General features: G+C 69.1%; 22 protein-coding genes and 1 tRNA gene. 13 read left to right on the forward strand and 10 right to left on the reverse strand.

What is annotated here, in order from left to right:
* The 5 genes from ACRDSQ_RS12425 to ACRDSQ_RS12445 form a co-directional block, all read left to right on the forward strand.
* On the forward strand, positions 1-445 hold a 445-nt coding region (locus tag ACRDSQ_RS12425), incomplete at its 5' end, for a bifunctional DNA primase/polymerase (protein ID WP_431421094.1).
* Entirely contained in the window at positions 445-1,410 is a 966-nt protein-coding gene (locus ACRDSQ_RS12430; protein WP_431421095.1) for a hypothetical protein, read from the forward strand. The genes ACRDSQ_RS12425 and ACRDSQ_RS12430, both read left to right, overlap by 1 nt.
* An 80-nt stretch (positions 1,411-1,490) precedes the next feature.
* Entirely contained in the window at positions 1,491-2,456 is a 966-nt protein-coding gene (locus ACRDSQ_RS12435; RefSeq protein ID WP_431421096.1) for an AAA family ATPase, read from the forward strand.
* A gap of 59 nt (positions 2,457-2,515) precedes the next feature.
* Positions 2,516-2,746: a helix-turn-helix domain-containing protein gene (locus tag ACRDSQ_RS12440; RefSeq protein WP_431421097.1), complete on the forward strand. Its 231-nt coding sequence runs from the start codon at positions 2,516-2,518 to the stop codon at positions 2,744-2,746.
* The gene (locus ACRDSQ_RS12445) at positions 2,730-3,896 is read left to right on the forward strand and encodes a site-specific integrase (RefSeq protein WP_431421098.1); all 1,167 of its coding nucleotides are present in this window, start codon (positions 2,730-2,732) and stop codon (positions 3,894-3,896) included. Before ACRDSQ_RS12440 ends, ACRDSQ_RS12445 begins: the two co-directional genes overlap by 17 nt.
* A gap of 65 nt (positions 3,897-3,961) precedes the next feature.
* On the opposite strand, the gene ACRDSQ_RS12450 is transcribed toward ACRDSQ_RS12445, so the two are convergent.
* Positions 3,962-4,038 (reverse strand) — tRNA-Pro (locus tag ACRDSQ_RS12450).
* Between the two features lie 17 nt (positions 4,039-4,055).
* Entirely contained in the window at positions 4,056-5,000 is a 945-nt protein-coding gene (locus ACRDSQ_RS12455) for a metallophosphoesterase (RefSeq protein ID WP_431421117.1), read from the reverse strand.
* Between the two features lie 90 nt (positions 5,001-5,090).
* On the opposite strand from ACRDSQ_RS12455, the gene ACRDSQ_RS12460 reads away from it, so the two are divergent.
* A complete protein-coding gene (locus ACRDSQ_RS12460) occupies positions 5,091-5,561 on the forward strand; it encodes a GatB/YqeY domain-containing protein (protein ID WP_431421099.1) in 471 nt (156 codons plus the stop codon).
* A gap of 211 nt (positions 5,562-5,772) precedes the next feature.
* Here ACRDSQ_RS12460 and ACRDSQ_RS12465 read toward each other — a convergent pair whose 3' ends face one another.
* On the reverse strand, positions 5,773-8,274 hold the full coding sequence (locus ACRDSQ_RS12465; protein WP_431421101.1) for a transglycosylase domain-containing protein: 2,502 nt from the start codon (positions 8,272-8,274) through the stop codon (positions 5,773-5,775).
* Between the two features lie 268 nt (positions 8,275-8,542).
* Between ACRDSQ_RS12465 and ACRDSQ_RS12470 the strand changes: the two genes are divergently transcribed.
* Complete coding sequence (locus tag ACRDSQ_RS12470; protein ID WP_091380130.1) at positions 8,543-8,857, forward strand: WhiB family transcriptional regulator; 315 nt, start codon at positions 8,543-8,545, stop codon at positions 8,855-8,857.
* Here ACRDSQ_RS12470 and ACRDSQ_RS12475 read toward each other — a convergent pair.
* Genes ACRDSQ_RS12475 through ACRDSQ_RS12485 form a run of 3 tightly spaced genes read right to left on the reverse strand, consistent with a single transcriptional unit; the run spans position 8,815 to position 11,268 of the window.
* Positions 8,815-9,975, reverse strand: coding sequence for an ArsA family ATPase (locus ACRDSQ_RS12475; protein ID WP_431421102.1), 1,161 nt, complete (start codon positions 9,973-9,975; stop codon positions 8,815-8,817). The two genes, ACRDSQ_RS12470 and ACRDSQ_RS12475, sit on opposite strands and share 43 nt — an antisense overlap.
* On the reverse strand, positions 9,972-10,976 hold the full coding sequence (locus ACRDSQ_RS12480; protein WP_431421104.1) for an ArsA-related P-loop ATPase: 1,005 nt from the start codon (positions 10,974-10,976) through the stop codon (positions 9,972-9,974). The genes ACRDSQ_RS12475 and ACRDSQ_RS12480 overlap by 4 nt, the downstream gene beginning before the upstream one ends.
* A 43-nt stretch (positions 10,977-11,019) precedes the next feature.
* A complete protein-coding gene (locus ACRDSQ_RS12485; protein WP_431421105.1) occupies positions 11,020-11,268 on the reverse strand; it encodes a hypothetical protein in 249 nt (82 codons plus the stop codon).
* 49 nt (positions 11,269-11,317) lie between these two features.
* Between ACRDSQ_RS12485 and ACRDSQ_RS12490 the strand changes: the two genes are divergently transcribed.
* From ACRDSQ_RS12490 to ACRDSQ_RS12505, 4 genes are read left to right on the forward strand one after another with little or no spacing between them, the layout of a single operon-like run.
* On the forward strand, positions 11,318-11,476 hold the full coding sequence (locus ACRDSQ_RS12490) for a DUF4177 domain-containing protein (RefSeq protein ID WP_091380118.1): 159 nt from the start codon (positions 11,318-11,320) through the stop codon (positions 11,474-11,476).
* A complete protein-coding gene (locus ACRDSQ_RS12495) occupies positions 11,476-11,931 on the forward strand; it encodes a RidA family protein (protein WP_431421107.1) in 456 nt (151 codons plus the stop codon). The genes ACRDSQ_RS12490 and ACRDSQ_RS12495 overlap by 1 nt, the downstream gene beginning before the upstream one ends.
* A complete protein-coding gene (locus ACRDSQ_RS12500) occupies positions 11,928-12,533 on the forward strand; it encodes a hypothetical protein (protein ID WP_431421108.1) in 606 nt (201 codons plus the stop codon). The genes ACRDSQ_RS12495 and ACRDSQ_RS12500 overlap by 4 nt, the downstream gene beginning before the upstream one ends.
* 24 nt (positions 12,534-12,557) lie before the next feature.
* Entirely contained in the window at positions 12,558-13,475 is a 918-nt protein-coding gene (locus ACRDSQ_RS12505) for a hypothetical protein (RefSeq protein WP_431421109.1), read from the forward strand.
* Here ACRDSQ_RS12505 and ACRDSQ_RS12510 read toward each other — a convergent pair.
* Entirely contained in the window at positions 13,472-14,344 is an 873-nt protein-coding gene (locus ACRDSQ_RS12510; protein ID WP_431421111.1) for a Gfo/Idh/MocA family protein, read from the reverse strand. The two genes, ACRDSQ_RS12505 and ACRDSQ_RS12510, sit on opposite strands and share 4 nt — an antisense overlap.
* Positions 14,345-14,440: 96 nt before the next feature.
* Complete coding sequence (locus tag ACRDSQ_RS12515) at positions 14,441-15,181, reverse strand: peptidoglycan-binding protein (RefSeq protein ID WP_431421112.1); 741 nt, start codon at positions 15,179-15,181, stop codon at positions 14,441-14,443.
* Positions 15,182-15,368: 187 nt separating this feature from the next.
* Between ACRDSQ_RS12515 and ACRDSQ_RS12520 the strand changes: the two genes are divergently transcribed.
* Both ACRDSQ_RS12520 and ACRDSQ_RS12525 read left to right on the forward strand, forming a co-directional pair.
* On the forward strand, positions 15,369-16,190 hold the full coding sequence (locus tag ACRDSQ_RS12520; RefSeq protein ID WP_431421118.1) for an NUDIX hydrolase: 822 nt from the start codon (positions 15,369-15,371) through the stop codon (positions 16,188-16,190).
* Positions 16,187-16,978 (forward strand): MBL fold metallo-hydrolase, encoded by a 792-nt coding sequence (locus ACRDSQ_RS12525; protein ID WP_431421113.1) that lies wholly within the window; start codon positions 16,187-16,189, stop codon positions 16,976-16,978. The genes ACRDSQ_RS12520 and ACRDSQ_RS12525 overlap by 4 nt, the downstream gene beginning before the upstream one ends.
* A 116-nt stretch (positions 16,979-17,094) precedes the next feature.
* Here ACRDSQ_RS12525 and dnaN read toward each other — a convergent pair whose 3' ends face one another.
* Together dnaN and ACRDSQ_RS12535 are read right to left on the reverse strand one after the other, a co-directional pair.
* Positions 17,095-18,192 carry a DNA polymerase III subunit beta gene (dnaN, locus tag ACRDSQ_RS12530; protein ID WP_431421114.1) on the reverse strand — a complete coding sequence of 366 codons (1,098 nt, stop codon included), beginning with the start codon at positions 18,190-18,192 and terminating at the stop codon, positions 17,095-17,097.
* 53 nt (positions 18,193-18,245) lie between these two features.
* The gene (locus ACRDSQ_RS12535; protein WP_431421115.1) at positions 18,246-19,487 is read right to left on the reverse strand and encodes an MFS transporter; all 1,242 of its coding nucleotides are present in this window, start codon (positions 19,485-19,487) and stop codon (positions 18,246-18,248) included.
* Between the last annotated feature and the right edge of the window lie 337 nt (positions 19,488-19,824).

A 19,824-nucleotide genomic window follows, 5' to 3' on the forward strand; every position in this document is an offset into this window, starting at 1 on the left:
CCGCGCCCACGGCGGCTACGTCGTCGGCCCCGGCTCCACAGTGGACGGCCGTGCCTACACACTCACCGACGACCAGGTACCCGCCGCGCTGCCCGCGTGGCTGGCGACTCGCCTGACCCCGGCACCACCGCCCCTTCCACCCGCGCGGCCGGTCCCGGTCGCCGCCTCGCGCCGTGACCGCTACCTCCAGGCCGCGATCACTGCCGAGTGCGCCAAGGTCCGCGACGCCATCCACGACCGCAACGCCACCCTCTACGCCGCCGCTGTCGCACTGGGGCAGCTCGTCGCCGGGGGCGCGCTCACCGAAGACGACGGCCGCGCCGCCCTGCTCTCCGGCGCTGCCCGCCACATCGGGGTGCGCCGGTTCTCCGAACGTGAAGCGCTGACCACTATCGCGTCCGGCTTGCGGGCCGGGGCGAACCGTCCCCGGAAGGTGGCTGCGTGATGGCCGCGCCACGAGTGCTCAACCTGGGTGCCGGTGTGCAGTCCTCCACGCTGCTGCTGCTCTCGGCTGAGGGCCGCATCCCCCGCTACGACCTTGCGATTTTCGCCGACACCGGGTGGGAACCCGCCGCCGTCTACACGCACCTGGACCGGATCGAACGGGAAGTGGCCAACCCCGCCGGGATACCGATCCTGCGAGTCAGCGTCGGCAACATCCGCGACGACGCCCTGAACCCCGCCAAGCGGTTCGCCTCGATGCCCCTGCACGTGCGCAACCCCGATGGCAGCAAGGGCATGGGTCGTCGTCAGTGCACTGCTGAGTACAAGATCCGCCCGATTCAGGAAGCCGTCCGCTCGCTGCTGGGTGCGCCTATGAAGGACAACGGGCGACCCGGCCGGGTCAAGCGCGGTCGGCACGTCGATGCCTCCATCGGCATCAGCCGCGATGAGTTCCACCGCGCCAAGGACTCCCAGGTGTCCTACGCCCGCCACAACCACCCGCTGCTGTGGATGACCGGTGCCGCCGACGGTCGTGAGGGCTGGCAGCGCTCCGACTGCATCCGCTACCTGCGCACCCGCAGGTTCGGCAAGACACCCAAGAGCGCCTGCGTGGGGTGTCCGTTCCGGCGCAACGCCGGGTGGCGACGCATGCGCGATACCGACCCGACCAGCTTCGCCGACGCGGTCGCGTTCGACCACGCCATCCGGGTCGGGTACCCGCACGCCACCGCCAACGGCACCGACCTACGCGGCAACTTCTACCTCCACGAATCACTGCGGCCGCTAGATGAAGCGCCGATCGACCACGTCACCCGACCCGAGCGGGCCGCCCGTCAAACCGACGTGTTCGACGCCATCGCCGACACCGAAGCCGGACTCACCGACCCCGACGACGACCCCGACACCGAGCAGGGCTGTTCCCCGTTCGGCTGCCCAAGCTCCGACACCTGGCAGGAGGCCGCCTGATGAACGCCACACCGCACCTGCGCCCCGTGGTCGACGCATTGCCCGTACGCAAGCAGTCCAGGTGGACCGACACCGAACTGATGGCCACCCAGTTCCCCGAGCCACGGTGGGCCGTGCCGGGCCTGCTCTGCGAAGGGCTGAACATCCTCGCCGGGGCACCCAAGCTGGGGAAGTCGTGGCTCTCCCTCGGGTTGGGCGCGTCCATCTCCACTGGGGAACCCGCGCTCGGGAGCATCGACGTCGAACAGGGGGCGGTCCTCTACTGCGCCCTGGAGGACACCGGGCGGCGGTTGCAGCGCCGTCGTCGGCACATGCTCAAGGCCGGGGGCACGCCGTCGCCGCTGCTTACTCTGGAGACCTCGTGTCCGGTCATGACGGCCGGTGGGGACGCGGTGATCATCGACTGGCTGGAGGCCAACCAGGACGCGCGCCTGGTCATCATCGACACGTTCGAGAAGATGCGCGGCACCGACTCGCCGGGCATTTCCGCCTACGCCGGGGACTACCAAGCCGCGGGGCGGTTCAAGGTCATCGCCGACCACTACGAAGTGCCGATCCTGCTGATTCACCACGTCCGCAAGCAGGGCCACGACGACTGGTCTGCCCTGGTGTCCGGTACCAACGGGCTCACCGGGGCGGCTGACTCGATCCTTGTGCTCGAACGCGGCCGGGGTGAGGACACCGGGGTCCTGCACGTCACCGGCCGCGACGTCGAAGAGACCGACTACGCCATGCGGTTCGACTCCGACACCGGGGCCTGGTCCAAGCTCGACGGCCCCGCCGAGGACTACCTCATGGCCGACACCCGCGCCCAGCTCATCCGCTACCTGCGCGACTTCCCGGGCAGCAAGCCCGCCGACATCGCCGAAGTCCTCGGCATCAAGCCCGCCACCGTGCGCAAGACGCTGACCCGCATGGCCGGGGATGGACAGGTCCGCAACGCACACGGCGCGTACTACCCGCCCGGTGACACCACCCCCACCCAAGAGGTGTCACCGCTGTCACTTTGTCACTCCACCCCCTTTGACCAGGGAGAACGCCTGTGACAGCACCGGTGACACCTAAACCGACCTGTCACTCGATCGACCAGCCGAGGGGGAACGCCATGGCCACCCGCCAAGTGCCGACCGTGGTGCCCGAACGGCACCTCTACAAGGTCGAAGACGCCGCCGCCCTGCTCTCCGTGAGCCGCTCCGTCGTCTACGAACTCATCCGCGCCGGACAGCTCCGATCGGTCGTCATCGGCAGATCCCGACGGGTCCCGGCAAAGGCAATCAACGACTTCATCACTCAGCTGATCGCAGAATCGGGGGCCTGTTATGACCAAGCGTCGTAGCCGTGGGGACGGCGGATTGCGTTGGAGCGAAGCGCGGCAACGGTGGATTGCCGAAGCGACAGTCGGCTACACGCCAGCCGGAAAGCGCATCGTCAAGTCCGCCAGCGGCAAGACCAAGACCGCCGCCAAGGACGCGCTGAAAGAGATCCTGCGCGACTACGAAGACGGCGTGGCAATCGCACCACACGACTACACCGTTGCCCAGGCAGTCCGCGACTGGCTGACGTACGGCTTGCACGGGCGCGACGAGGAGACCGTCAAGAAGAACACGAGTCTTGCCAACACGCACGTCATCTCCGCACTCGGTGCGAGGAAGCTCCGCGCGCTTTCCGCAGATGACGTGGACGTATGGCTTGCCGACAAAGCCAAGACCTTGTCCACAAGGACGCTGCGGGACATCCGCTCGATTCTGCTCCGGGCGATCTCTCGCGCCCAGGCGCGAGACAAGGTGAAACGGAACGTTGTGCGTCTGTGTGAAGTGCCTTCGGGTAAGGCAGGCCGACCGTCGAAGTCATTGACGTTCGATCAGGCCGTCTCGATCCTCGATGCCGCCGAAGCCGACATCTCCACAATGGGTGCCTACATCATCGTGTCGCTGCTCAGCGGTGCACGAACTGAGGAAGTGCGTCCCTTGCTTTGGTCACACGTCGATCTGGTGGGAGCGCCGAAGGCGAATCCGCCGACTCCGCCTCACATCATGGTGTGGCGTTCCGTCCGCACGGGTGGAGACACCAAGACCAAGAAGTCGAAGCGCACGACGGCGCTACCGCAGCGATGCGTGGATGCGCTCAAGGCGCAGAAGGAACGGCAGTCGGTCGCCCGGCAGGAAGCGGGGGAGAGGTGGCAGGAACACGGGCTCGTCTTCGCGTCTGAGACTGGCACCGAGCTTGATTCGGCCAACGTACGGCGCGGGTTCCGGCGCGTCGCGAAGAAGGCCGGTCTGAAGGCGGCCGACTGGACGCCGCGGGAACTGCGCCACAGCTTCGTGTCGCTGCTGTCGGACGGCGGGGTGCCGATCGAGAAGATCTCGCTCCTGGTGGGGCACAGCGGTACGTCGGTGACCGAGCAGGTTTACCGCCACCAGATCCGCCCGGTCTTGCAGGACGGTGCGGCGACCATCGACCGACTGTTCCCCGGTTCGGCGGCTTAGTCAGGCAGTTAGTCAGGCAGACACAAATCAGGGCCTGTCCACTTCACAGTGGACAGGCCCTGACCTGGTCGGGGTGACAGGATTTGAACCTGCGACCTCTTCGTCCCGAACGAAGCACGCTACCAAACTGCGCCACACCCCGAGTGCGACGAATGAAGTCTAGCGAACCTTCGCGCGGGCTCCGAATCGGGCTCCCCTTGCGCCCTCGCGGGCCGGTTCTCCGCCGGTCGTGCGGGGGACCAGGGTCAGCAGACTTGCCTCCGGCGGGCAGGCGAAACGCACTGGGGCGTAAGGGGAAGTGCCCATACCGGCGGACACGTGCAGCCAGGTGTGCGCGCCCCAGCGGGACGAGCCGCGGGCCCGGGAACGGTCGAGTTCGCAGTTGGTGACCAAGGCGCCGTAGCCGGGGATTCGGAGCTGGCCGCCGTGGGTGTGGCCGGCCAGGATGAGGTCGTAGCCGTCCTCGGCGAACCGGTCGAGGACCCGCGGTTCCGGTGAGTGGGTCACGCCCAGCGTGAGGGTGGCGGTCCGGTCGGGACGGCCGGCGATCTCGTCGTAGCGGTCGCGCTTGAGGTGCGGGTCGTCCACGCCCGCGGCGGCGATGAGGCGGCCGTCGATGGTCAGGCGGGTGCGGGTGTGGGTGAGGTCGTGCCAGCCACGCTCCAGCATGGCGGCGCGCAGGTCACGCCACGGGAGGGAGATGCCGTGGATGCGCTTGTCCGAGGGGAACAGGTAGCGCGCGGGATTCTTCGGCTTGGGCGCGTAGTAGTCGTTGCTGCCGAAGACGAACAGCCCAGGCCGGTTGAGCAGCGGGTTCAGCGCGCGGATCACCGCGGGAACGGCCTGCTTGTGCGACAGGTTGTCGCCGGTGTTGACGACCAGGTCCGGGTTGAGGCTGTCCAGCTCGGCGACCCAAGCCTGCTTCGACTTCTGGCCGGGCATCATGTGCAGGTCGGAGATGTGCAGCACGCGCAGCGGGCGGGAGCCTTCGGCCAGCACGGGCAGGGTCGCCTCGCGCAGCGTCCAGCGGGTCCGTTCGTAGCCCGCGGCGTACGCGAGGGTGGCGGCGCCGAGGGCGGTCGTGCCGAGGGCGATGCGGCGCAGGGTCGTGGCTAGGTCACTCACGCCGACGAGGGTACGTGGCGCGGTGTGCGTGCCGGGTATTGCGTTTGTGCGGCCAGTAGGGTTCTGGACATGGCTGAGCTCAAGAACCGGTTGCAGACGGACCTGACCGCCGCGATGAAGGGCCGCGAGAAGACCCGAACGGCCTCCCTGCGGATGGCCCTCGCGGCGATCACCACCGAGGAGGTCGCGGGCGACTCGGCCAGGGAACTCACCGACGACGAGGTCCTGAAGGTCCTGGCCCGCGAACTGAAGAAGCGCAAGGAAGCCGCGGAGGCCTTCGCAGGCGCGGGCCGCGCGGAGTCGGCCCAGGCCGAACTCGACGAGGCCGAGGTCCTCGCCGCCTACCTCCCCAAGCAACTCGATGACGCCGAACTCGCCGACCTGGTCGACAGTGCTGTGGCTGAAATCACAGAGCAGCTCGGCTCGGCACCCGGCCCGAAGCAGATGGGCCAGGTCATGAAGGCCGCCAACGCCAAGGTCGCGGGCCGCGCCGACGGCGGCCGCGTCGCAGCCGCGGTGAAAGCCAAGCTCACCGGCTGAGACCGCTGCTCGGTGACCAGCAAAGGCAACTGGTTCGTCGGCGTTGGTCGGATAGCGCGGCGCTTGCCGCGCTATCCGCACATCGAGGCTGACGCCATGGACGATCATGACAACTGTCTGGTGACTTGCCGCTGCCGTCGCTGACCGGGATTTCCGTCTATCGGGTGCCGCTCCGTGAGAGTGCGGCACCCGATACATACGTCATTGCGTGTTACGGATCAACCGGTCCGATGGTGATCGGTGGTCCGTTGCCCCCGCCGTTGCCTGGCGGTGGCACCACGGGGCCGCCGCCGCCAGGTGGGGGCGTGCCTGGGCCGCCGGGTGGGGTCTCCGATGGCGGGACCGGTGTGTCGGAGGTCTGCGGCGGCGGGACGTAGCCCGTGCTGACGAAAATCGTGATCGTCTCGCCTGCCAGGGCCGCGCCGCGCGGGGACTGGCCGACGACGGTGCCCTTCTTGCGAGCGTCGTTGCGTTCGGTGGCGGTGACCTTGTATCCCGCGTTCTGCAGGATCGTGGTCGCTTCATCCTGGGACTTGCCGATGACGTCCGGGACCTTGATCTCGGGGCCGCCGTCGAGGTAGCGCGGTTCGGCGACTGGTAGCGGCAGCACCGGTTGGCCCTCGAGGAACTTCGACATCGTGTGGAACCAGGTGCGTGCGGGCACCTTGCCGCCATAGATGTTTCCGCCCGTCCCGCACAGGCGCGGTGGGTCGGTGTCGCAGATGCCCTGGGGTTTCGGGCTGTCGTTGAACGTGAGGACGGCCGCCGAGTACTGCGGGGTGGCTCCGAGGAAACCGGCCGACTTGTACTCCTGGGTGGTGCCCGTCTTGCCGATCATCGGCCGGTTCCAGCCGACGGAGCTCGCCGCACGGGTCGCGGTACCGCTGGTGTCGTCCTTGGACAGTCCGACGGCCAGGCCATTCGCCAGCGGCTCGGCGACCGCCTGCTCGCACGGCTGCTCGTTGACCTCGATCTTCTTGCCCTCGCGGTCACGGACCTCGATGAGCGGGGTGGGCGGGCACCAGACGCCACCGCTCATGATCGTGGCACCCACGTTGGCCAGCTCGATCGTGCTGAGGGGACCCGGCCCGAGGGTGAAGGACGCCTTGCCCGGGCTTCGCTCGGAGGGCTTGAAGTAGTCGGACTGACTCAGCCGGTACTCGTCCTTCTTCTGCGTGGGGTCCGGCTCGACACCGCCCATGCTGGACGCCATCGTGTCGCGCAGGCCGAGGCGGCTGGCCATGTCGACGACCGGCCCCATGCCGACCCGCTCTTCGAGGATGACGAAACCGGTGTTCGGGGATTTGGCCAGTGCGTCCTGCAGCGTCATTTTCGTCGGGTAGTCCGCGGCGTTCTTCACGCAGTACACCCGGGTGTTCCCGTCATTCGGCGCGGCCGTGCGCGGACAGCTCTTCTCGCTGCCGCCCACGAACACCGAGGAGTTGTGGGTAGGAGGCACGTCGATCTGGTTCATGATGCCGCCGCCCTTTTCCAGGTAGGCGGCCGACGTGAAGATCTTGTAGATCGAGCCCGCGCCGAACTTGTTCGCCACCCGACTGGGCAGACCGTAGGTGGTCTGTCCCTTGGCCGCGTCGAGCCCGTAGTCGCGGTTGGCCACCAGGGCCACCACCTGGTGGCGTTCCCTGCCTGGCTGCACGATGGCTATCGTGTTGGCGATGCCGGGCGTCGTCTTGGGGACCTCGGCCTCGGCCGCCGCCTTGGCCAGTTGGGTGGCGCGGGCGTCGAAGCTGGTTTTGATCGTGTAGCCGCCGGTCTGGATCTGGTCCTGGGTGAAGCCGAGCTTCTGCAGGTACTCGTAGACGTACTGGCAGTAGAAGCCGTACTCCGGGCCCGCGCCGACGCAGTTGGCGGCGGGCTTCTTCGGGGCTGGGAGGATCCCGAGGTCTTCCTTCTTCGCGGCCTCGGCGGCGTCGGGGGAGAGCTTCTCGTTCTCGACCATCTTGTCGATCACGACGTTGCGCCGGGCGAGGGTCTCCGTGGGCTTGCGCCACGGGTTGTAGAGCACGGGGTTGTTCACCGCGCCCGCGAGCAGGGCGGCCTGGGCGACCGAGAGCTTGTCCGGCGTGGTGCCGAAGTAGGCGCTCGACGCGGCGCCGATGCCGTAGACCTCGTAGGCGAACTCGACCACGTTGAGGTAGCCGGTGAGGATGTCTTCCTTGCTCATCTTCTGTTCGAGCTGGATCGCGATCCGCGCCTCGCGCAGCTTGCGCGCGATCGTCTGCTCCTGGGCCTTCGACTGCTCGGTCTTGTTGCCCCGGTTGACGACGTTGATCAAGTAGTTCTTGACGTACTGCTGGGTCAGCGTGGAAGCGCCCTGCACGTCGCCGCCGGTCTGGTTGGACACGGCGGCGCGGATGGTGCCCTTCCAGTCGACACCGTTGTGTTGGTAGAACCTTCGGTCCTCGATCGAGACCAGTGCCGCCTTCATGGTCGGCGAGATCTGATCCGGGGTGACCGGGATGCGGTACTGGTCGAACAGCGACGCGATCGGTGTCCCGGCGCTGTCGGTGATCGTGGTGATCAGCGGTGGGTCGGTCGCGACAAGGTCGGCCGACACGCTGTCGATCGTGTCACTGGCTCGGTTCGACACCACCCCGAGTGCCCCCATGACAGGGAACAGCATCCCGGCCACGAGCACACCGGCGAGCAGGCAGAGACCGAGTAGTTTCAGCAGGCTGTCTCCCAAACGCACGTTGGTCAGCCTACGCGCCCGGCGGTCGGCTCACCGTGAGACGACTCGCGCCTGTGGATAACTCCGAGGGGTCGCGGTTTCTCTCACCTCGGGAGGTTGCGAGTTCATCAAATTACGTAACGCGCGTCTCCCCGCTGTTTTCGATGGAACCGATACCCACTAAGGTTCGTCAACGTCTCACGACAGGCAGAACAGCCCACGGGCTGGGACGCAACCGGTACCGGGGGGTATTCGGTTCAGGGTCGCGACGACGACAGGGGTGGGGGCTATGCATCTCGAAACCAAGGTCGACTGGCGAGTTCGCGCGACGTGCCGTGACGAGGATCCGGACGGTCTGTTCGTCCGCGGCGCCGAGCAGCGCAAGGCCAAGCTGGTCTGTATCGCGTGTCCGGTGCGGACGGAGTGCCTCGCGGAGGCGCTGGACAACCGCATCGAGTTCGGCGTGTGGGGCGGCATGACCGAGCGGGAACGCCGGGCGCTGCTACGCCGCAGGCCGGACGTGCTTTCCTGGCGCGACCTGCTCGACAACGCGCGTCGGAGTCACTCCTTCGACGACGAGGAAGAAGACGTCCGCGTCGGCTGATCTCCGGCCAGGCTCGTCCCGATCCGCCGCAGGCCTTCCAGGTCGTGCACGTCGGCGGGCATCGCGGGCACGTGGACCAGCGCGACCGCCGGGTGTGCCTTGGTGAAGCGGGAGATCAGTCGACGCTCCCGCTGCGCCAGCGCCACCCGGTCGGCGTGCAGTCGAAGCACGGCCGCGGCCAGGGGGGCCTCACCGGCCGACTCCAGGCTGTCGGCCGCGGCGATCGCCTTCGGCGCGGACAGCGCGGTGAGCACCGGGTGGGTCCGGTTCACGACCAGCCCGGCCAGCGGCATGGACTCGGCGGCCAGCCGCTCGACGAAGTAGCTGGCCTCGCGCAGCGCGTCCGGTTCGGGCGCGGCGACCACGAGGAACGCCGTGCCCTCCGACCGCAGCAATTCGTAGGTCTTCTGCGCGCGCTCGCGGAAGCCGCCGAACATGCCGTCGAAGGCCTGCACGAACGCGGACGCGTCAGCCAGCAGCTGGCCGCCCACGATCGTGGAAACGGCCTTCGCGAACAGGCCGAACCCGGCGCTGACGACCTTGCGCAGACCCCAACCGCCCGCCCGCGCGGGCCCGGTCAGCAGCTTGATCATGCGGCCGTCGAGCGCGGTGGACAGCCGCTGCGGCGCGTCGAGGAAGTCCAGCGCGGACCGTGACGGCGGGGTGTCGACGATGATCAGATCCCACTGCGCCTCGGCGGCGAGCTGCCCGAGCTTCTCCATCGCCATGTACTCCTGCGTGCCGGAGAACGACGTGGAGATCGTCTTGTAGAACGGGTTGGAGAGGACTTCCTGCGCCCGCTTCTCGCCCGCGTGCGCCAGCACCATGTCGTCGAACGTGCGACGCATGTCGAGCATCATCGCGCTCAGCTCGCCGTCGGGCTCGAACCCGTCGACCGACACCGACTTCGGGGTGTTGCCGAGTTCCCTCAGACCGAGCGCCTGGGCCAGCCTTCGCGCGGGGTCGATGGTCAGCACCACTGCCTTGCGGCCGCGCTCGGCCGCCCGCACAGCGATCGCGGCGGCGGTCGTCGTCTTGCCGACCCCACCGGAACCGCAGCAGACGATGACGTGGGTCGCGGGGTCGTCGATCAGCGCGTCGACGTCGAGGCCGCTCATCGGACGCCCTGGTCGACGAGGGCCTCGGCCAGCTCGTAGAGCGCGGCCGTGTCGACACCGTCGACCAGATCGGGCAGCTCTACCGCGAGCAAATCGACCTCGGCGAGCTGAGCGCGCGCGCTCTGTTCTGCCTGGACCCTGATCGCGTGTTCCACGGTTTCCTCGACCAACCCGTCGATGTCCTCGGCGGACAGCTTCAGCCCCGCCGACATGAGCCCGTTTCGCACCCTGGTCGCGTCGACCCGGCCGTCGGCGGCCGCGGTGACCGACCGGGCGGGCAGCCGCGGCGGCCGGACCCGGTTGACCATGATCGCGCCGGGGCGCAGGTCCGCCTCGTCGAGTTCCTCGACGGCCTCGACGGTCTCCCGCACCGGCATCTCCTCCAGCAGGGTGACCAGGTGCACGGCGGTGTCGCCGGAGTGCAGCAGGCGGATCACGCCGTCGCTCTGCCCCTTGATCGGGCCGACCTTGGCCAGGTCGGCCATGGCCTTGGTGACGTCGAGGAACTTCACGATCCGCCCGGTCGGCGGCGCGTCGAGCACGACGGCGTCGTAGACGTGCCTGCCGTGGTCGTCGGTGCGGGTCACGCACTCTTTGATCTTGCCGGTGAGGAGCACGTCGCGCAGGCCCGGCGCCAGGGTGGTGGCGAACTCGATCGCGCCCATCCGGCTCAGCGTGCGGCCCGCGAAACCCAGGTTGTAGAACATCCCGAGGTATTCGAGCAGCGCGGCCTCGACGTCGATGTGCAGCGCCTTGACTTCCCCGCCCGCGGCGGTCAGGGCGACCCGCTCCTCGGAGTACGGCAGCGGCTGGGTGTCGAAGAGCTGGGCGATGCCCTGCCTGCCCTCGACCTCGACCAGCAGCACCCGCTTGCCCGCCGACGCGATGGCCAGCGCGAGCGCCGCGGCGAGAGTGGTCTTGCCGGTGCCGCCCTTGCCCGTGACCACGTGCAGTCGGGCGCGGGCGACTTCCTCTGTCCAGCCGACGACGGGTGTAGTCACGCCATTCAGCGTAATTGCCTGGCGGGCGCGCCCGCCTGACCGGTCAGCCCACGAGCAGCATGGCGGAGCCCGCGATCCCGACGGCGATGACGACGCCCCAGGCCACGGGCGGCGCGAGGACCGTCAGCGTCAACACACACAGCAACGCCAGGACGGTGACGCAGATCGCGCCCGCTATCGCGACGCTGCTCGCGGAGCCGGTGCGTTCGCGCACCTTGGCCATCGTGACCAGCAACAAGACGATTCCGCCCGCCCCGAGCAGGGCGGTCGCGAGCACACGCCAGGTCTCCACTTCGCAACCGTACCCATCAACTGTATGAAGCTGTTCTAGGCTGCCGCCCATGACGAAGTGGGAGTACGCGACGGTGCCACTGTTGATCCACGCCACCAAGCAGATCCTCGACCAGTGGGGCGAGGACGGCTGGGAGCTGGTCAGCGTCGTCCCCGGGCCGACCGGCGAGCAGATGGTCGCCTATCTCAAGCGTCCCAAGGGGGCCTGATGAGCTGGCACGACCGTCTCGCCGAACTGGACATCGAACTGCCGAACGTGCCCAAGCCCGCCGGGTCTTACATCCCGGCTGTGCGCACCGGCTCGTTGGTCTACACCGCGGGCCAGGTTCCGTTCGTCAACGGGGCGGTCGTGGCCACCGGCAAGGTCGGGGCCGACATCAGCCCCGAACGCGGCGCCGAACTGGCGGGCATCTGCGCGCTCAACGCGCTCGCGGCGATCGACGACCTGGTCGGGCTCGACTCGGTGACCCGGATCGTGAAGGTCGTCGGGTTCGTCGCCTCCGCGGAGGGCTTCACCGCGCAGCCTGCCGTGATCAACGGCGCGTCGGACCTGCTGGGCAAGATCTTCGGCGACGCGGGGCTGCACGCCCGCTCCGCCGTCGGTGTCGCCGAGCTGCCGCTGGGCGTGCCGGTCGAGGTCGAGCTGATCGTCGAGGTCGCGTGAGCGCCGCGGCCGAGTGCCACGAGCTGCTCCTGCGGCTCGCGGGCCGACTCGGCGACCGGGAACTCTGGCGGCTGCGTGACTGGCTGGCCAGCGACTCGCTCGACGCGGTCGCGCGCGCCCTGCCATTGACCTTGCTGCGGGAGCGGGTCGCGATAACGCCGGCCGAGTTCCGACTGATCAACAGCGCGCTGCTGCCGTCCGGCGCGGACGGCGAACGGCTCAATGCGGTCTCGTGGGTAGACGAAGTCGACGATGTCGACTACACCTTCTCTGCGGAGTCGCCCGAATGGGTGAGCATGGGCGACTCGGTCGCGGTCGTCCTCATGGCGATGCTGCGCGGTCGGCCCGACGTGGTCGAGGCGCGGTCGGCGTGGCGGCGCGACCGGGCCGGGGGCGGTGCGGCGACCAGGGTCGTCCTGGTCATCACCACCGGTGACGCGGCCCGGCTCACCGGGGAACTGCAGCGGGTGCTGCGGGCCCTCGGGACCTACGAACCGGCCGTCGAGGTCCTGCCGGACGACCTCGAGATGCCCGCGTACCACGAGGCCGCCTACGCGGCTTCGGAAGCGCTGGTGGCCAAGGGGCACTTAGTCCCGAGCTAGCCCGACTACGTGGAGGGGTCCATCGTGACGAAGGTCGCCGCTGGTGCCGGATGGGCGGGAGTGACACTCCCGGTCCGCGTCCATGATCTTTTGTTGTCCCTCGCGGGCAGGCTCGATGACGACGCCTTGGCCGACGCCCGCGAACTGCTCGCCTCCACCGAAGTCGACCGGGCGCTGGAGCTGATCGTCGGCTCGCTGGCCGCGGGTCCGATCCCGGTCACGCGCGTCGAACGCGAAGAGCTGACCGAGCTGATGGTGGCGGCGCACTGCGACCCGGCGGTGGTCGAACGCATCCAGGTCATCGAGACCGCGGTCAGCACGACCCACAAGTTCTCCGCGGGCAAGATCGGCGGCGTCGGCGCCGACCAGGGGGTCGCCGAGGCGACGATCCAGGTTCTCGACGTCCTTCCCGACATCCGGGCGGTGTGGGCGGTGTGGCGGCTGACGCCCGCGGGCGCCGCGTCCGGCCCGGTGCCGCACCGGATCGTGCTCATCCGGATCGGCCCGACCGGCTCCGGCCCGGCCACCGCGTACCGCGTCGAGCACGCGCTGCGCCGCGCTGGGCTGACCGCGTCCGTCGAGGTTCTGCGCGACAGCACGGAATCCAGCGACTACCACCACTCGGCGATGCGCTACGCGACGTCGGTTCCGCTGGAGCGCACGTCGTCCAAGCCGACGGTCACGAAGGGGTGGAAAGACCTGGCCGCCGCCGAGACCAAGCCCGTCGCCACCCCGGAGCCCTGGATTCCGCAGGCGAGCGACGGCGAGACCGACGACGACCAGGAACTGACGCTGCTGCGCGAACTGCAGGAAGAACTCGCCCGGCGCGAGGGCGGCGGCGAGACCCCGGCCTGGAAGTCGAGCGAGTCCTACGACTGGCAGGAAGCGAACCGGTCGACCCTGGTCAACGGTGTTCCGTTGCAGCAGAAGGAAAAGAGTTAGACCTTCGTGGCCACCGCGGCGAGCAGCCGCTGAATCATGAGTCCTCTGTGGACGTTCAGTGGATGCGCGGCGCGGCGGTCGCGGACCAGGCCGGTGAACTCGTCGAGCAGCCTTGCGTAAGCGTCCTGGGGGCTGGTCGACCGGCCTTTCAGCTCGCGGTAGCCGCCGTCGCCGTAGACCGACAGATCGGTGACTGTCGGGTCCACCGGCATGAACATCGACAGGCTTGAGGTGCTGGTCGCGCCACTCTCGTGCGCCAGAACGACGGTCCACAGGTCGGCCACGCCATGGTGGGCGGCGACCACGTCGACCACGGGGCCGAGGGCGGCGTCGAGCAGGTCGAAGACGTGCGGTCCGACGTCGACGAGCGCGCCACCGGCATGCCGCCAAGCCGAACCCGAGTACTTTCCGCCCAGCAGCGCCCCGGACAGCCACCGGGCGTTGGCGCCCGCCCAGGTCTGCCCCTGGACGTCGTCGAGCCACTGAACAGTCTCCGGCGCGAACCGGCGGATGAAGACCACCAGCGACGCCACCCCGGCCTGCTCCACCGCGTCGACCAGGCGCTCGGCGGTCTCGACGGAGTCGGCGATGGGCTTCTCGAGGATGATGTGCTTGCCCGTGTTGGCGGCCTTGATCGCCATCTCGGCCTGGATTGCGGGCGGCACGGCGAACGCGACGGCGTCCACGGTGGCCAGCAGTTCGTCGAAGTCCGCGACGACCGGCGCGCCGAGGTCGGCGGCCGCCTCCGGCCGCCTCGCCCACACGGCCGTCAACTCGGTCCCCGGATGCGTGGCTATGGCCGGAGCGTGCACCGCCGAGGCCCACGGACCTGCTCCGACCAACCCGACTCGTAACAAGGTGTCGCCCATGGAGGCCATCTTGCCTCAGTGGTCTATACCCTTCGCGGGTGGTCGTGGCGGAAGGCCGCAGGTGTCACCCGCGGCCGACCGCTGTCCGCTGTCCGCTCAGTAGCCGAAGATGTTGTTCGACCGCGGGGAGCCCGCCTCGAACCGCGTCTCGACGTCCTCGTAGCTCTGCCAGCTCTCGGTGTCGTCCGGGTCGAGCACGTGCAGCCACGTGCCTTCGGCCGTGCCGTCGGTCTTGGCGCCCGCGATGACGATCCGGTGCCACGGCGCGCCGGGGACGATGATGCCCTTGGGGCCGTTGTCGAGCAGTTGCAGCCAGCCCTCGGGGGTGTAGCAGGCGGGGGCCACCAGGAACATGTCGAGCTGCGCGAGGGCCGAGTCGACCTCGGACACCGTGGCGCCGTCCCTGGGTAGACCGACGTGGTCGCACAGGGTGTGGTCGTCGAAGTTCGAGCCGTCGCGGTAGTTGACGATCATCGCCAGGCACGCGGCCCAGCAGGTTTCCTGGCTCTGCTGGGCGATGTAGGTGACCGCGTGGTCGACCTCGCCCGGCTCCCAGCCGGTGGTCCCGTCGTCGGTCGACTCGGTGCCCTCCGGGTCCGGTTCCCCGGGTGGAAGGGACACGTGGTCACGCAGGCCGCCCCAGGTCTGCCGCCCGACGATGCCGTCGACCTGCATGTTCATCGCGGTCTGGTAACTACGGACGGCGGCCTCGAGGGCCTCGTCGAACACCCCGGTGTCGTCGCCGTCCCAGTAGCCCTCGTTGCGGAGGAGCTGTTGAAGGTAGGTCACCCAGTCCGACTCGGTTGACCCCGTGCGCAGAAGGATTTCGCCAGCCATGCGTCCAGGGTCGAGCACGTCGGGCCCGGTCGTAATGCCCTTCCGGGCAGTCATCGGTTCGGCCGTGCGGACACGCGCGTGGAGGTATCGGGTGTGGCTGGTCGGGGCCGGCGTGGAAGCCGGCGGCGCGTGGCCGGTGGCACAGTCCGGCGCGGCGGCTACCGCGTAGGGTCGGGGCGTGCGTGAGCTGCCCAAGGAACTGGTGCTGCCGGAGGGGTTCGTCCCCGCGGAGCCGCCCGACCCGCCGGTCGTCCCCAAGGACGCCGCGACCGTGATCCTGGTCCGCGACGGCGAGCCCGGCCTGGAGGCCTTCCTGCTGCGGCGGGTGGTCGGCATGGCCTTCGCCGGCGGCATGACGGTGTTCCCCGGCGGCGGCGTCGACCCGCGCGACGCGGACGCCTCCGTCGCCTGGCACGGCCCGGACGCCACGTGGTGGGCGGAGCGATTCGGGTGTTCGCCGTCGCTGGCTCGGGCTCTGGTCTGCGCGGCGGTGCGAGAGACGTTCGAGGAGTCCGGTGTGCTGCTGGCCGGTCCGGACGCGGGCAGCGTCGTGTCCGACGCGCGCCCCTTCCATGACGCCCGCCAGGACCTGGTCGACCGCAAGTACTCCTTCGCCCAGTTCCTCGCCGACAACAACCTCGTCCTGCGCGCCGACCTGCTCCGCCCATGGGCGAACTGGGTCACCCCCGCCGAGGAATCCCGCCGCTACGACACCCGCTTCTTCCTCGCCGCCATGCCCGTCGGCCAACACGCCGACGGGGACACGACGGAAGCCGAAGACGTCGCCTGGCAGCCCCCGTCGGACGCCCTGCGCGACTGGGCTGAAGGCCGCCGAGGCCTGCTCCCACCGACCTGGGTGACCCTCGCCGACCTCGACGAACACGCGACGGTCGCCTCCGCGATGGCCGCCGAACCCGCCGTCGACAAGATCATCCCCAAGGTCGTCCGCGACGGCCTTCAGGTCCGCGTGGTGCTCCCCGGCGACCCGGCGTACGGGGTCGCCGAATGAGCCACCCCGCCTACGGCGTCGTCCGGGAGGTCACCCCCTTCGCGTCGGTCCTGCTCGAGGACAACCCGAGCGCGATGACTCTCGACGGCACCAACACCTGGCTCCTGCGCGCCCCCGGCGCCGAGGGCTGCGTCGTGGTGGACCCGGGCTACGAGGACGAGCCACACCTGACCCGCGTGATCGAGGCCGCGGGCAAGATCGAGGCCATCCTCATCACCCACCACCACGCCGACCACGTCCAAGGCGCGACCTGGCTGGCCCGCGAAGCGGACGCACCCGTGCGGGCGTTCGATCGTGAACTGTGTCGTGGTGAAGGTCCTCTCGTCCACGGCGAAGAACTGGCGTTGGCGGGACTGGGCCTGGAGGTCATCCACACACCAGGACACACCGCCGACTCGATCTGCCTCGCGATTGACCACAATGGACAGTCTGCGATGCTGACCGGCGACACCGTGCTGGGTCGTGGGACAACCGTGATCGCGCCACCGGACGGCGACCTCGGCCAGTACTTGGACTCCCTTCGTCTCCTCAGCGGGCGGCGGGGTGTGGTGCTGCCAGGGCACGGACCAGATCTGCCGGATCTGGCTTTGGTGGCAGGGCAATACCTGGCGCACAGGGAGGTGCGCCTGGATCAGATCCGAGCGGCCCTGCGAACCCTTGGAACAACGGCGACTCCCCGCCAGGTCGTGGAGATCGTTTACGCGGACGTCGACCAGTCCCTCTGGCCCGCGGCCGAGTGGTCAGTCCAGGCACAACTGGAGTACCTGCGCCGCACCGAACCAGCCTGACCCGCCCAGCAAGAACGCAGAGCAGAACCGAACCACGCAACAGGCACGCACCTGCCTGCCCTGCAAGCGAATCGCGCGGTTGCGCGCTTCCCACCGCAGGGGAGTGCGCGGCTGAATCAGCCAGTCTTCGGGGGCAGCATCGGCATGATGATGTACCGCAGCTCCACCTCCCCAGCCTCCACAGCCGTGACGACCGTCGCCCGCATGCCTGGCTGGATCGCCAGCCGGATCCGCCTGCCCGCGAACGGGCGTAAGGCATCCATCAGGTAGCGGGCCTGGTAGGACGGGCTGGTCCGGCCGCCGTCGATGGTGGCCTTCACAGACTCCTCCGCTTCGCCGGTTTGGCGGTCCGCGGTGCGCAAACGCACTTCGCTGTCGCCGACTTCGAGGGAGATCACGCCGCGGGTGTCGGTGTACAGAGCCACTCGGCGAGTGGCGCCGGTGAGGGCGTCAGCGTCGGCTTCGACGTGGGTGTCGAAGTCGGACAAGGCGAGCTTGGACTCCGACAGGTATGTGCCGTCCAGCACCGCGGTGGTCACGACCATGTCTTCCCAGGCCAGCGCCAGCCGGTTCGCGTCGACGCCGATCGAGACGTCGCCCACCACCTGTTTGCCGATCTCCGCCAGCAGGGTGGCCGGGATGAGGGCGTCGATCGTCGACGGTCCTGGGTTCCAGGGGATGGTGGCGATCGCCATCCGGTAGCGGTCGGTTGCCCGCAGCACCAGCTTGTCGTCCTCCGACCGCACCCGGACGCCGGTGAAGATCGGCAGGGCCTCGTCGCGGGCGGCTGTGGTGGCGACCGTGGACAGGGCCGACGCGAACACCGCCGCCGACACCGAGCCGCTCGGGGCGGGCGACTCGGCGACGCCGGGGTGTAGGTCGACATCAAGCAGCGGCAGGGCGAAGCGGGCGCCCTCGGCCCGGATGGCCAGGCGGGCGCCCTCGACGACCAGCCGGACCTGCGGTTGTTCCAGCGCCCGTAGCGTCTCCGCCAGCGGTTTGGCCGGGACCAGAACCTGGCCCTCGGCGTGCACCAGTGCGTCGCAGCTGATGCGGGCCGTGCGTTCGCGGTCGTTGGCGGCGAGCACCACTCCCCGGGCGTCGGCGGTGAGGAGTAAGCCGCCGAGCACCGGGTCGATCAGCTTCCCCGGCACCAGCCGGACGACGTCGGCGGCGGCCGCGGCGAGCTTCGCTGTGGTGATCGTCAAGTCCATGCGGCGACCGTAGCCCGATCCACCGACACGTGCGGAAAGTTATCCACAGGGGGTCAGACGAGCGCGGGTTCCTTGGCCTTGACCTGCACGTTCACGTCCACGACGGTGCCACGCCGGGCGTGGACGACGACGGCGAAGAGCACGCCGACGACGCTCGCGCCCAAGTACGACGACGCCACGCTGACGTGTTCCACGAGGTACCCGCTCACCGACTGGCCGAGTGCCAGGCCGAGGGTCACCGCGGTGATCACCCAGCCGAACGCCTCCGTGACCGTGCCCTTCGGCGCGACCAGTTCCAGCGCCGCCGAGTGGGCGGTGGCCTGCGGCGTGACGAGCATGCCCGCCACCAGCAGCGCCGCGCCGAGCCACACCAGGGTGGTCGGGATCGCGAGGAAGGCCACGAGTACCGCGAACCCGCCGAGGAGCACCGGCAGCCGCAGCGACATCGCCCGCGGCCACGGCCGGATTCCGTAGAGCACGCCGAAGATGACCGAGCTGATCGACCACAGCCCGAGCAGGAACCCACCCGCGGGCGGGTTGCCCGCGTTCGTGGCGGCGGCCGGGACGGCGACCTCGATGAAGCCGATGGTCGCGCCGAAGCCCATCGCGGCCAACGCCACGGTGCGCATGCCCGGTGAGGCCAGGGCGCCGAGCATGCCGTGGTCCCCGCGGTCGGCCCGGTTCGGCCGGAAGTGGCGCACCGTCGGCATCAGCGCGAACGACGTGCCGCCGACGATCATGCAGGCGGCGCCCGCGACCACGCCGGTCCCCGCCCACGGAGCCGCGAGCAGCACACCGGCCAGGGCCGGGCCGAGGATGAAGAAGACCTCCATGCTGATTGCCTCGTAGGCGAAGGCCGCGTTCCGGGCCGGGCCCGCGGGCAGTAGCCGGGTCCAGTTCGCCCGGGAGGCCGAACCGATCATCGGCTCAGTGGCGCCGACGGCGAAACCGAGGATGACCAGCAGCGACGTCGGGGCGTGCGCCTCGACAGCCAGGATGGCCACGGTGGTGAACACGGCGAACACAGCCGAGGCGACCAGCAGCGGACGCGACGGGCCGACCCGGTCCATGACCCGACCCTGGGTCACCGACCCGACGGCCACACCGATCAGCGAACCCGCCGAGACAAGTCCGGCGATGGCGAACGACCCGGTGGAGCGTTGGACATAGAGCAGCAGCGAAAGGCCCATCATTGCGATCGGCAGCCTGCCGACCAGCGCCGACAACACCGGACCGCGCGCTCCTAGGGTCGTCAGGGCCGTGCGGTAGTCGGCGAAACCGGCAGAGTGGGACATGCGTACCAGTATGCCGGACTCTGGTACGGCCGTACCAGTAAATATTGGGTGGTTTGAGACACCAGGTTTGGTGGTAGGTCTCGGTTGAATAACGGTAAAGGGTGTTCCGTGCGAACTCGCGCAACGAAACCGGCTAGCGGGAGTCCTTGAGGGTGATACCTCTTGAGCTCAGCGCCAGAGATTTGCGATGGTTTGTATGTAGGGCGTTACGCCCAACTGGCGGAGCGCGATACGCCAACTGAATACCACGAATTCCCTCCGGCATACGGGTTCGGGGCCTAGCCCGGAGGGCGGGGAGCGTGGACCGTCGGGGGATGGTTCGCGCATCGCGAGAGGT

The sequence above is a fragment of the Actinokineospora sp. genome (assembly GCF_050699995.1).
Taxonomy (GTDB): Bacteria; Actinomycetota; Actinomycetes; order Mycobacteriales; family Pseudonocardiaceae; genus Actinokineospora.